11 protein-coding genes are annotated in these 12037 nt (G+C 70.4%); 10 read left to right on the top strand and 1 reads right to left on the bottom strand.

The genetic code is table 11. The annotated features are described in order from the left end of the window. The first annotated feature begins 69 nt into the window (after positions 1–69). From OG306_RS06155 to nusB, 4 genes are all read left to right on the top strand, one after another. On the top strand, positions 70–882 hold the full coding sequence (locus tag OG306_RS06155; RefSeq protein ID WP_266745097.1) for a Pro-rich N-terminal domain-containing protein: 813 nt from the start codon (positions 70–72) through the stop codon (positions 880–882). A gap of 101 nt (positions 883–983) precedes the next feature. Next, the gene (locus OG306_RS06150; RefSeq protein ID WP_266745096.1) at positions 984–2090 is read left to right on the top strand and encodes an aminopeptidase P family protein; all 1107 of its coding nucleotides are present in this window, start codon (positions 984–986) and stop codon (positions 2088–2090) included. 50 nt (positions 2091–2140) lie between these two features. Beyond that, positions 2141–2707 carry an elongation factor P gene (gene efp / locus OG306_RS06145; RefSeq protein WP_266745095.1) on the top strand — a complete coding sequence of 189 codons (567 nt, stop codon included), beginning with the start codon at positions 2141–2143 and terminating at the stop codon, positions 2705–2707. A gap of 2 nt (positions 2708–2709) precedes the next feature. Continuing rightward, entirely contained in the window at positions 2710–3141 is a 432-nt protein-coding gene (gene nusB / locus OG306_RS06140) for a transcription antitermination factor NusB (RefSeq protein ID WP_266745094.1), read from the top strand. 170 nt (positions 3142–3311) lie between these two features. Here the strand turns inward: nusB and bldD are convergent, their stop codons facing one another. Further along, a complete protein-coding gene (gene bldD, locus OG306_RS06135; protein WP_266745093.1) occupies positions 3312–3812 on the bottom strand; it encodes a transcriptional regulator BldD in 501 nt (166 codons plus the stop codon). A gap of 221 nt (positions 3813–4033) precedes the next feature. Between bldD and pyrR the strand changes: the two genes are divergently transcribed. From pyrR to carB, 6 genes are all read left to right on the top strand, one after another. After that, positions 4034–4618 carry a bifunctional pyr operon transcriptional regulator/uracil phosphoribosyltransferase PyrR gene (gene pyrR, locus OG306_RS06130; protein ID WP_266745092.1) on the top strand — a complete coding sequence of 195 codons (585 nt, stop codon included), beginning with the start codon at positions 4034–4036 and terminating at the stop codon, positions 4616–4618. 93 nt (positions 4619–4711) lie between these two features. Beyond that, complete coding sequence (locus OG306_RS06125) at positions 4712–5707, top strand: aspartate carbamoyltransferase catalytic subunit (RefSeq protein WP_266745091.1); 996 nt, start codon at positions 4712–4714, stop codon at positions 5705–5707. 2 nt (positions 5708–5709) lie between these two features. Next, positions 5710–6996 carry a dihydroorotase gene (locus tag OG306_RS06120; protein WP_266745090.1) on the top strand — a complete coding sequence of 429 codons (1287 nt, stop codon included), beginning with the start codon at positions 5710–5712 and terminating at the stop codon, positions 6994–6996. Beyond that, positions 6993–7574 (top strand): hypothetical protein, encoded by a 582-nt coding sequence (locus tag OG306_RS06115; protein WP_266745089.1) that lies wholly within the window; start codon positions 6993–6995, stop codon positions 7572–7574. Before OG306_RS06120 ends, OG306_RS06115 begins: the two co-directional genes overlap by 4 nt. Then, entirely contained in the window at positions 7571–8713 is a 1143-nt protein-coding gene (gene carA / locus OG306_RS06110) for a glutamine-hydrolyzing carbamoyl-phosphate synthase small subunit (protein WP_266745088.1), read from the top strand. The genes OG306_RS06115 and carA overlap by 4 nt, the downstream gene beginning before the upstream one ends. Continuing rightward, positions 8706–12014 carry a carbamoyl-phosphate synthase large subunit gene (gene carB / locus OG306_RS06105; RefSeq protein ID WP_266745087.1) on the top strand — a complete coding sequence of 1103 codons (3309 nt, stop codon included), beginning with the start codon at positions 8706–8708 and terminating at the stop codon, positions 12012–12014. The genes carA and carB overlap by 8 nt, the downstream gene beginning before the upstream one ends. Positions 12015–12037: the final 23 nt, after the last annotated feature.

The following is a 12037-nucleotide window of genomic DNA, read 5'->3' as shown; positions in this document are numbered from 1 at the left end:
GGCGGCCGGGGACGGTACGGTTGCCGTTCCACCAGCGCCAGTTGCCTGTACGAGACGGAGTGGCACCGGATGCAGCACGCAGTGGGGGCCCCGCTGCCGCCGCCCCAAGGCCCCGGAAGCGGACCTGTCGGCTGGACGCACCAGGCCCAGCACCCAGGACAGCCGGGGCCGCCGCCCACCACCCCTCCCGCGCCCCGGGGCTGGAGCGGACCCGCTCCGCAGCATGCCCCGGTGCCGCCCTCCAGGGAGACCGCCGGGCACGTCCAGCTGCCGCCCGGCGGCCCCGTCCCGCTGCCCGCGCCACCCGCCGGGCCCGGCACCGGCAGCGCGACCCTCGCCGTCCTGCTGATCGGTCCCGCGGGCGCAGGCAAGACCACCGTGGCCAAGCTCTGGGCCAGCCGCCGCCGGGTTCCCACGGCTCACGTCAGCCTCGACGACGTCCGTGAATGGGTCTGCTCCGGCTTCGCCGACCCCCAGACCGGGTGGAACGACCACTCCGAGGCCCAGTACCGCCTCGCCCGCCGTACCTGTGGCTTCGCCGCGCGCAACTTCCTCGCCAACGGCATTTCCTGCATCCTGGACGACGCCGTGTTCCCGGACCGTCCGGTCGTCGGCCTCGGCGGCTGGAAACGCCATGTCGGCCCCGGGCTGCTGCCCGTCGTCCTGCTGCCCGGCCTGGAGATCGTGCTGGAGCGCAATGCCGCCCGCAGCGGCAACCGCCGCCTCTCGGACGAGGAGGTCGCCCGGATCCACGGCCGGATGGCCGGTTGGTACGGCTCCGGACTGCCGATCATCGACAACTCGACGTACGACGTGGAGACCACCGCCCGCGTCCTCGACGACATACTCGCCCGCTCCATAGCCAGCCCACCGTCCTGGTGAACCCTCGCCGGGCCGCTCTCCCGGTCCGGTAGGGCCGACCGCGGCCCCCGGTCGGGTGCGCTGACCGAGCAGGCCCGCGCCACCGCTCGTAGGCTCGTGGCATGTCAGACGTGTACGCAGTCCGCCGTGGGCAGCTCCGCGACCGGTGCGCCGCCGTCGGATCCGCGGCCGCTCTGGTCTCCCGCCCCGCCAACGTCCGCTATCTCGCGGGCGGAGCGCCCCCGGGTGCCGTGCTGTTCCTCGGCCCCGGCGAGGACGTGCTGTTCTGCCCCCGCGACCCGGCCGACGATTCCTCCGACGGGCGCACGGACGATCAGCTGCGGGTGTCCCCGCTGCCGGACCGCGACGGCGATCCGGTGGTCGCAGCCGCCGCTCTGGCCGGTTCCTCGGGCGCGGAGTCCCTGGCCGTGGAGGAACACCATCTGACGGTCTCCCGTCACCGGGCCATGGGCTCGGTCGCCCCGCGGCTCCTGCTCGCCGATCTCGGTGCCACCGTCGAGCAGCTCCGGGTCGTCAAGGACGAGGAGGAGATCGCCTGTCTGCGGATCGCCGCCGAGATCACCGACCAGGCCCTGGGCGAACTCCTCGAATCGATCCTCGTCGGCCGCACCGAACGCCATCTCGCCCTGGAGCTGGAGCGCCGCCTGGTGGACCACGGCGCCGACGGCCCCGCCTTCGCCACCTCCGTGGCCACCGGGCCGAACTCCGGCCAGGGGCGCCACCGCCCCTCGGACCGACGGGTGGAGGAAGGGGATTTTCTCTCCGTCTGCCTCGGCGCCAACTATCGTGGCTACCGCTGTGAGATCGGCCGTACGTTCGTCATCGGGACGACGCCCGCCGACTGGCAGATCGAGCTCTACGACCTGGTTTTCGCCGCTCAGCGGGCTGGGCGCGAGGCCCTCGTACCGGGCGCGGCCTACCGCGATGTGGACCGCGCCGCCCGCCACATCCTGGACTCCGCGGGTCACGGCCGGAGCCTCGCACCGTGGACGGGGCACGGGGTGGGGCTCGAAATCGACGAGGACCCGCAGCTGACACCTGCGGCCATGGGTAAACTGGACGCTTGTGTACCGGTCACCGTCGAACCGGGGGTCCACCTCCCGGGCCGGGGCGGAGTCCGGATCGATGACACGCTCGTCGTGCGCCCCGAGGCGGACGGCGGACCCGAGCTACTCACCATTACGACCAAGGAGCTGCTCGCGCTCTAGCGCGCATCCTCGGTCGTTCCACCAGCTTCAGTCCAGGAGATTCCGCAACCGTGGCTTCCACGAACGACCTCAAGAACGGCCTGGTGCTCAAGCTCGACGGAGGCCAGCTCTGGTCCGTCGTCGAGTTTCAGCACGTCAAGCCCGGCAAGGGCCCGGCCTTCGTGCGCACCAAGCTCAAGAACGTGCTGTCCGGCAAGGTCGTCGACAAGACGTTCAACGCCGGCGTGAAGGTCGAAACGGCCACCATCGACCGTCGCGACATGCAGTTCTCGTACATGGACGGCGAGTACTTCGTCTTCATGGACATGGACACGTACGACCAGCTCATGGTCGACCGCAAGGCCGTCGGCAACGCCGCCAACTTCCTGATCGAAGGCTTCACCGCCTCCGTCGCCCAGCACGAGGGCGAGGTGCTCTACGTCGAGCTGCCCGCCGCCGTCGAGCTGACCGTCCAGCACACCGACCCGGGCGTCCAGGGTGACCGCTCCACCGGTGGCACCAAGCCCGCCACGCTGGAGACCGGCTACGAGATCGGCGTCCCGCTCTTCATCACCACGGGTGAGAAGATCAAGGTCGACACCCGCACGGGCGACTACCTCGGCCGGGTGAACAGCTAACCGTGGCTGCCCGGAACAAGGCCCGCAAGCGCGCCTTCCAGATCCTCTTCGAGGCCGACCAGCGCGGTGAGTCCGTGCAGACGGTCCTCGCGGACTGGGTGCGGCATTCGCGGACCGACACCCGTCAGCCGCCGGTCACCGAGTACACGATGGAGCTCGTCGAGGGGTACGCGCAGTACGCGGACCGGATCGACGACCTCATCGTGACCTACGCCGTGGACTGGGAGATCGACCGCATGCCGGTCGTCGACCGGAACATCCTGCGGCTCGGTGCCTACGAGCTGATCTGGGAGGACGGCACCCCGGACGCGGTGGTGATCGACGAGGCGGTCCAGCTCGCCAAGGAGTTCTCCACCGATGACTCCCCGTCCTTCGTGAACGGGCTGCTCGCCCGGTTCAAGGACCTCAAGCCGAACCTTCGCCGGGAGCAGTAGCCTCCGGCGGCGTTCAGCTGCCGAAGGGCCCACGGCCGGATGGCGGTGGGCCCTTCGGCCATGGGTGCGCCGGCTTGCCGCACACCCGGTTGCCACAACGAGAACGCCGTGTCGGCGGGGCACCCGGAAGGGCCCGCGCCAACACGGCGGCACGTTTCTGCGAAGGCGGCTCAGCCCTCGTCGTGGGCGACGGCGCGGCGCGCCTCCGCGTCCAGTACGCCCCAGCTGATCAGCTGTTCCGTCAGCACGGACGGCGACTGGTCGTAGATGACGGCGAGTGTGCGCAGGTCGTCCTGGCGGATCGAGAGCACCTTGCCGTTGTAGTCACCGCGCTGGCTCTGGATCGTCGCCGCGTAGCGCTGCAACGGTCCGGCCTTCTCCGGCGGGACGTGGGCGAGGCGCTCCAGGTCCAGGACCAGCTTCGGCGGCGGCTCGGCGGCCCCGCCGGGCGTCGTACCGGGCAGGAGCTCCTGCACCGGGACCCCGTAGAAGTCCGCGAGCTCGGCGAGGCGCTGCACGGTCACGGCACGGTCGCCGCGCTCGTACGAACCGACCACGACGGCCTTCCAGCGGCCCTGCGACTTCTCCTCCACGCCGTGGAGGGAGAGGCCCTGCTGGGTGCGGATGGCACGGAGCTTGGCCCCGAGCTGTTTTGCGTATTCGCTGGACATAAGGCTCCCCGGACGCTGGGACATTCTGCGGCTCCGCCGCGTGGCTGGTAACTCACTGTGAGGTTACGCAGCGTTACTTGGCTGCGTCAAGCCGAACGGTCCGGACCGGCACCTTCCGGGGGTGCGACCAAGGCCTCGCACAGGCCCTGGTAACGTTGATGACGCAATTTAGACGTCCTTTAAGGTCCGTCCCGTGAGGCGGAGAAGGAGGTCCGTTTCTTATGGACGCACAGCACGAAGCCACCGGCAACGCGGCACGCCCCGTTCTGGAGGCTCCCGACATCGCCCGGGCACTGACCCGGATCGCCCACGAGATCGTCGAACGCGCCAAGGGCGCCGATGATGTGGTGCTCCTCGGCATCCCGACGCGGGGCGTCTTCCTCGCCCGCCGGCTCGCCGAAAAACTCCAGGAGATCACCGGCCGGAAGATGCCGGTCGGCTCCCTCGACATCACCATGTACCGGGACGACCTGCGGCTGCGCCCGGCGCGCGCCCTGGCCCGCACCGAGATCCCCGGCGAGGGCATCGAGGGCCGTCTGGTCGTCCTCGTCGACGATGTCCTCTTCTCGGGCCGTACGATCCGCGCCGCGCTCGACGCGCTGGGCGACATCGGCAGGCCCCGCGCGGTGCAGCTCGCGGTCCTCGTCGACCGCGGCCACCGTGAACTCCCGATCCGTGCCGACTACGTCGGCAAGAACCTCCCCACGTCGCTGCGGGAGACGGTCAAGGTCCAGCTCGCCGAGGAGGACGGCCGCGACGCCGTGCTGCTCGGTGTCCAGCAGACCGCCCCCGCGGGCGCGCAGTAACCGCACTTCACCCGTACGGCGTACCCCGAGCCCGTACGGCCGCCTCCGCGCGCCCGCATGCCTGAACCCTCCAGACCTCCGGAGAACACCCAGATGAAGCGTCACCTCATCTCGGCCGCCGATCTCACCCGCGACGACGCCGTCCTGATCCTCGACACCGCCGAGGAGATGGCACGGGTCGCGGACCGGCCGATCAAGAAGCTCCCGACCCTGCGCGGCCGTACCGTCGTCAACCTCTTCTTCGAGGACTCGACGCGTACCCGCATCTCCTTCGAGGCCGCGGCCAAGCGCCTCTCCGCCGATGTCATCAACTTCTCCGCGAAGGGCTCGTCCGTCTCCAAGGGCGAGTCGCTCAAGGACACCGCGCTGACCCTGGAGGCGATGGGCGCCGACGCCGTCGTCATCCGGCACGGCGCATCCGGAGCCCCGTACCGCCTCGCCACCTCCGGCTGGATCGACGGCTCCGTCGTCAACGCCGGCGACGGCACCCACGAGCACCCCACCCAGGCCCTCCTGGACGCCTTCACCATGCGCCGCCGCCTCGTCGGGGCCGACATCGGTCTCGGCCGCGACCTCGAAGGCCGCCGGATCACCATCGTCGGCGACATCCTGCACAGCCGGGTGGCCCGCTCCAACGTCCATCTGCTGACCACGCTCGGCGCCCACGTCACGCTGGTGGCCCCGCCGACCCTCGTCCCCGTCGGCGTCGAACAGTGGCCGTGCGACATCAGCTACGGCCTCGACGAGGTGCTGCCGAAGTCCGACGCGGTGATGATGCTGCGTGTGCAGCGTGAACGGATGAACGCCGCGTACTTCCCGACCGAGCGCGAGTACTCCCGCCGCTACGGCCTGGACGGCGACCGCATGGCGAAGATGCCCGAGCATGCCGTCGTCATGCACCCCGGCCCGATGGTCCGCGGCATGGAGATCACCGCCGAGGTCGCCGACTCCGACCGGTGCACGGCCGTCGAGCAGGTCGCCAACGGCGTATCGATCCGCATGGCCGTCCTGTACCTGCTGCTGGGCGGCTCCGAGCCCGCCGCCCCGCCCCACCCGTCGCCCGCCACCCGTACCGAGGAGCACAAGTAACCATGAGCAAGATCCTTATCCGCGGCGCGAAGATCCTCGGCGGCGAACCCCAGGACGTCCTGATCGACGGCGAGACCATCGCCGCGGTCGGTACCGGCATCGAGGCCGGCGACGCGACCGTCGTCGAGGCGGAGGGCCGGATCCTGCTGCCCGGCCTCGTCGACCTCCACACCCACCTGCGCGAGCCCGGCCGCGAGGACTCCGAGACGGTCCTCACCGGGACGAAGGCGGCGGCCGTCGGCGGCTTCACCGCCGTGCACGCCATGGCGAACACCTTCCCCGTCGCCGACACCGCCGGCGTCGTCGAGCAGGTCTGGCGGCTCGGCAAGGAGTCCGGCTACTGCGACGTGCAGCCGATCGGCGCCGTCACCGTCGGCCTGGAGGGCAAGAAGCTCGCCGAGCTCGGCGCCATGCACGATTCGGCCGCCGGGGTGAAGGTCTTCTCCGACGACGGCAAGTGCGTCGACGACGCGGTGATCATGCGACGCGCACTGGAGTACGTGAAGGCCTTCGACGGCGTCGTGGCCCAGCACGCCCAGGAGCCCCGCCTCACCGAGGGCGCCCAGATGAACGAGGGCGTCGTCTCCGCGGAACTCGGTCTCGGCGGCTGGCCCGCCGTCGCCGAGGAGTCGATCATCGCCCGCGACGTCCTGCTCGCCGCGCACGTCGGCTCCCGGGTGCACATCTGCCACCTGTCGACCGCCGGCTCCGTCGAGATCATCCGCTGGGCGAAGTCCAAGGGCTGGAACGTCACCGCCGAGGTCACCCCGCACCACCTGCTCCTCACCGACGAGCTCGTACGGTCCTACAACCCGGTCTACAAGGTGAACCCGCCGCTGCGCACCGAGGCCGACGTCATGGCCCTTCGCGAGGCGCTCGCCGACGGGACCATCGACTGCGTCGCCACCGACCACGCGCCGCACCCGCACGAGGACAAGGACTGCGAGTGGGCCGCCGCCGCCATGGGCATGGTGGGCCTGGAGACCGCGCTCTCCGTCGTCCAGCAGACGATGGTCGACACCGGCCTCATCGACTGGGCGGGCGTCGCCGACCGGATGTCGTTCCGTCCGGCCGCCATCGGCCGTCTCGACGGACACGGCCGGCCCGTCTCGGCCGGTGAGCCCGCCAACCTTGCCCTGGTCGATCCGGCATACCGTGGTGTCGTGGACCCCGCGGGCTTCGCGTCCCGCAGCCGCAATACTCCGTACGAGGGTCGCGAGCTGCCGGGCCGAGTGACCCACACCTTCCTGCGGGGCCGTGCCACGGTCGTCGACGGGAAGCTCGCGTGACATCACTCACCCCCCTGTACCTCCAGCTCGCCGCCGAGCAGAAGTCGGCCGAAGTGACCGACTGGCCCGCGCGCATCAGCTGGGTCGTCGGACTGCTCGTCCTCATCGCCTTCGTCTACTGGCTGATGCGCCAGGGATGGAAGTGGCGGGGCAGTCTCCAGTCCGGTCTGCCGGAACTCGGCACCACCCCGGAGGGGTTCGCCGACGGCGAGGAGCTGCTGACGCTGACCGGCCGCTACCACGCCTCGACGACCGCCGGGCAGTGGCTCGACCGGATCGTCGCCCACGGCCTCGGTACCCGCAGCCGCGTCGAGCTCACCCTGACCGACCAGGGCCTCGACGTCGTACGCCCCGGAGCGGCCGACTTCTTCGTACCGGCAGCCGCGCTGCGCGAGGCCCGGCTCGACAAGGGCATCGCCGGCAAGGTCCTCCCCGAGGGCGGCCTGCTGATCATCACCTGGGCGCACGGCGACCAGCTGATCGACTCCGGCTTCCGCTCCGACCGCTCGGCCGAGCACCCGGCCTGGGTCGAGGCCATCAACCATCTCACCAGCACTACGGAAGGCACCGCACGATGACGATCTCCACCCGGGGAGCCGCCCAAGCTCCCGCCGTACTCGTCCTGGAGGACGGCCGCGCCTTCCGCGGCCGTGCCTACGGGGCCGTGGGGGAGACCTTCGGCGAGGCGGTGTTCTCCACCGGCATGACCGGCTACCAGGAGACGCTGACCGACCCCTCGTACCACCGCCAGGTCGTCGTGATGACCGCCCCGCACGTCGGCAACACCGGTGTGAACGACGAGGACCCCGAGTCCGGACGGATCTGGGTCTCCGGCTACGTCGTCCGCGACCCCGCCCGGGTGCCCTCCAACTGGCGCTCGCGGCGCTCGCTCGACGAGGAGCTGGAGCGTCAGGGCGTCGTCGGCATCAGCGGCATCGACACCCGCGCCCTCACCCGCCATCTGCGCGAGCGCGGCGCCATGCGCGTCGGCATCTTCTCCGGCGACGCACTCGCCGACGAGGCCACGCTGCTCGCCCGCGTTCAGCAGGCCCCCGAGATGGTGGGCGCCGACCTCTCCGCCGAGGTCGCCACCAAGGAGGCGTACGTCGTCCCCGCGATCGGCACGAAGAAGTTCACCGTCGCCGCGGTCGACCTCGGCATCAAGGGCATGACCCCGCACCGGATGGCCGAGCGCGGCATCGAGGTGCACGTGCTGCCCGCCACCGCCACTCTGGAGGAGGTGTACGCGGTCGAGCCCGACGGCGTCTTCTTCTCCAACGGCCCCGGCGACCCGGCCACCGCCGACCACCCCGTTTCCGTGATGCGAGGCGTCCTGGAGCGGAAGACCCCGCTCTTCGGCATCTGCTTCGGCAACCAGATCCTGGGCCGCGCCCTCGGCTTCGGCACGTACAAGCTGAAGTACGGCCACCGCGGCATCAACCAGCCCGTGCAGGACCGTACGACCGGCAAGGTCGAGGTCACCGCGCACAACCACGGCTTCGCCGTCGACGCCCCGCTCGACAAGGTGTCCGACACCGCGTTCGGCCGCGCCGAGGTCTCCCACGTCTGCCTGAACGACCAGGTCGTCGAGGGCCTCCAGCTCCTCGACCAGCCGGCCTTCAGCGTCCAGTACCACCCCGAAGCGGCCGCGGGCCCGCACGACGCCGCGTACCTCTTCGACCGCTTCGTTTCCCTGATGGAGGGCCAGCGTGCCTAAGCGCTCCGATATCCAGTCCGTCCTGGTCATCGGCTCCGGTCCGATCGTCATCGGGCAGGCCGCCGAGTTCGACTACTCCGGCACCCAGGCCTGCCGCGTGCTCAAGGCCGAGGGCCTGCGCGTCATCCTGGTCAACTCCAACCCGGCGACGATCATGACCGACCCGGAGATCGCCGACGCCACGTACGTCGAGCCGATCACCCCCGAGTTCGTCGAGAAGATCATCGCCAAGGAGCGCCCCGACACCCTCCTGCCCACGCTGGGCGGCCAGACCGCGCTCAACACCGCGATCTCCATGCACGAGAACGGTGTCCTGGAGAAGTACGGCGTCGAGCTCATCGGTGCCAACGTCGAGGCCATCAACAAGGGCGAGGACCGCGACCTGTTCAAGGGCGTCGTCGAGGCCGTCAAGGCGAAGATCGGTTACGGCGAGTCCGCACGCTCCGTCATCTGCCACTCCATGGACGACGTCCTGGCGGGCGTCGGGACGCTCGGCGGCTACCCCGTCGTCGTCCGTCCCTCCTTCACCATGGGCGGCGCCGGCTCCGGCTTCGCGCACGACGAGGACGAGCTGCGCCGCATCGCCGGCCAGGGCCTCACCCTCTCGCCGACCACCGAGGTGCTCCTGGAGGAGTCCATCCTCGGCTGGAAGGAGTACGAGCTGGAGCTGATGCGCGACAAGCACGACAACGTCGTGGTCGTCTGCTCCATCGAGAACTTCGACCCGATGGGCGTCCACACCGGTGACTCGATCACCGTCGCCCCTGCGATGACGCTCACCGACCGCGAGTACCAGCGGCTGCGTGACATCGGCATCGCCATCATCCGCGAGGTCGGCGTCGACACCGGCGGCTGCAACATCCAGTTCGCCATCGATCCGGCCGACGGCCGGGTCATCGTGATCGAGATGAACCCGCGCGTCTCCCGCTCCTCGGCGCTCGCCTCGAAGGCGACCGGTTTCCCGATCGCCAAGATCGCCGCCAAGCTGGCCGTCGGCTACACGCTCGACGAGATCCCGAACGACATCACCGAGAAGACCCCGGCCTCCTTCGAGCCGACCCTCGACTACGTAGTGGTCAAGGCCCCGCGCTTCGCCTTCGAGAAGTTCCCCTCCGCCGACTCCAGCCTCACCACCACCATGAAGTCGGTGGGCGAGGCCATGGCGATCGGCCGGAACTTCACCGAGGCGCTCCAGAAGGCGCTGCGCTCCCTGGAGAAGAAGGGCTCGCAGTTCTCCTTCACGGGTGAGCCCGGCGACAAGGCCGAGCTGCTGGCCGAGGCGGTCCGCCCGACCGACGGCCGGATCAACACCGTCATGCAGGCGATCCGGGCCGGCGCCACCCAGGAGGAGGTCTTCGACGCCACGAAGATCGACCCCTGGTTCGTCGACCAGCTCTTCCTGATCAAGGAGATCGCCGACGGGCTGGCCGCCGCCGAGGAGCTCGGCCCCGAGCTGCTCGCCGAGGCCAAGCGGCACGGCTTCTCCGACGCCCAGATCGCCGACATCCGCGGCCTGCGCGAAGACGTCGTGCGCGAGGTGCGGCACGCCCTCGGTATCCGCCCGGTCTACAAGACGGTCGACACCTGCGCCGCCGAGTTCGCCGCGAAGACGCCGTACTTCTACTCCAGTTACGACGAGGAGTCCGAGGTCGCGGCCCGCACCAAGCCCGCGGTGCTCATCCTCGGTTCCGGCCCCAACCGCATCGGTCAGGGCATCGAGTTCGACTACTCCTGCGTCCACGCCTCCTTCGCGCTGAGCGACGCGGGCTACGAGACCGTGATGGTCAACTGCAACCCGGAGACCGTCTCCACCGACTACGACACCTCCGACCGCCTGTACTTCGAGCCGCTGACGCTGGAAGACGTCCTGGAGATCGTGCACGCCGAGACCCTCGCGGGCCCGGTCGCCGGTGTCATCGTCCAGCTCGGCGGTCAGACCCCGCTGGGTCTGTCGCAGGCGCTCAAGGACAACGGCGTGCCGGTCGTCGGTACGTCCCCGGAGGCCATCCACGCCGCCGAGGACCGCGGCGCCTTCGGCCGCGTCCTGGCCGAGGCCGGGCTGCCGGCCCCGAAGCACGGCACCGCCACCACGTTCGCCGAGGCCAAGGCCATCGCCGACGAGATCGGCTACCCCGTCCTCGTACGCCCGTCGTACGTGCTCGGCGGCCGCGGTATGGAGATCGTGTACGACGAGACGCGGCTCTCCTCGTACATCGCCGAGTCCACCGAGATCAGCCCCACCCGGCCGGTCCTGGTCGACCGTTTCCTCGACGACGCGATCGAGATCGACGTCGACGCGCTCTACGACGGCACCGAGCTCTACCTCGGCGGCGTGATGGAGCACATCGAGGAGGCCGGCATCCACTCCGGCGACTCCGCCTGCGCCCTGCCCCCGATCACCCTCGGCGGCTACGACATCAAGCGGCTGCGCGCCTCCACCGAGGGCATCGCCAAGGGCGTCGGCGTCCGCGGGCTGATCAACATCCAGTTCGCGCTCTCCGGCGACATCCTGTACGTCCTGGAGGCCAACCCGCGCGCGTCGCGCACCGTCCCCTTCACCTCGAAGGCGACCGCGGTCCCGCTCGCCAAGGCCGCCGCCCGGATCTCGCTGGGCGCGACCATCGCCGAGCTGCGCGCGGAGGGCCTGCTCCCGGCGAACGGCGACGGCGGCACCCTGCCGCTCGACGCGCCGATCTCGGTCAAGGAGGCCGTCCTGCCGTGGTCGCGCTTCCGCGACATCCACGGCCGCGGCGTCGACACCGTCCTCGGCCCGGAGATGCGCTCCACCGGTGAGGTCATGGGCATCGACGCGGTCTTCGGCACGGCGTACGCCAAGTCGCAGGCCGGGGCGTACGGCCCGCTGCCGACGAAGGGCCGCGCGTTCATCTCGGTCGCCAACCGCGACAAGCGCTCGATGATCTTCCCGGCACGCGAACTCGTCGCCCACGGCTTCGAGCTGCTCGCCACCTCCGGCACCGCCGAGGTCCTCAAGCGCAACGGCATCAACGCCACGGTCGTGCGCAAGCAGTCCGAGGGCGTGGGCCCGCAGGGCGAGCGGACCATCGTCCAGCTGATCCACGACGGCGAGGTCGACCTGATCGTCAACACGCCGTACGGCACGGGCGGCCGCCTCGACGGCTACGAGATCCGTACCGCGGCCGTGGCCCGGTCCGTGCCCTGCCTGACCACGGTCCAGGCGCTCGCAGCCGCCGTACAGGGCATCGACGCGCTCACCCACGGAGACGTCGGCGTCCGCTCCCTCCAGGAACACGCGGAGCATCTGACCGCGGCCCGCGACTAGCAGCCGAGAGGGGGACACCGGAA

It is taken from the genome of Streptomyces sp. NBC_01241 (assembly GCF_041435435.1).
In the GTDB taxonomy this organism is placed as follows: Bacteria; Actinomycetota; Actinomycetes; order Streptomycetales; family Streptomycetaceae; genus Streptomyces.
This window is presented reverse-complemented; position numbering and strand designations above follow the sequence as displayed.

Excerpts from the sequence above, each read along its gene's own strand:
- OG306_RS06155 (WP_266745097.1), top strand. The coding sequence starts at position 70 with ATGCAGCACGCAGTGGGGGCCCCGCTGCCGCCGCCCCAAGGCCCCGGA.
- bldD (WP_266745093.1), bottom strand. The coding sequence starts at position 3,812 with ATGTCCAGCGAATACGCAAAACAGCTCGGGGCCAAGCTCCGTGCCATC.
- OG306_RS06125 (WP_266745091.1), top strand. The coding sequence starts at position 4,712 with ATGAAGCGTCACCTCATCTCGGCCGCCGATCTCACCCGCGACGACGCC.
- pyrR (WP_266745092.1), top strand. The coding sequence starts at position 4,034 with ATGGACGCACAGCACGAAGCCACCGGCAACGCGGCACGCCCCGTTCTG.
- carA (WP_266745088.1), top strand. The coding sequence starts at position 7,571 with ATGACGATCTCCACCCGGGGAGCCGCCCAAGCTCCCGCCGTACTCGTC.
- OG306_RS06120 (WP_266745090.1), top strand. The coding sequence starts at position 5,710 with ATGAGCAAGATCCTTATCCGCGGCGCGAAGATCCTCGGCGGCGAACCC.
- OG306_RS06150 (WP_266745096.1), top strand. The coding sequence starts at position 984 with ATGTCAGACGTGTACGCAGTCCGCCGTGGGCAGCTCCGCGACCGGTGC.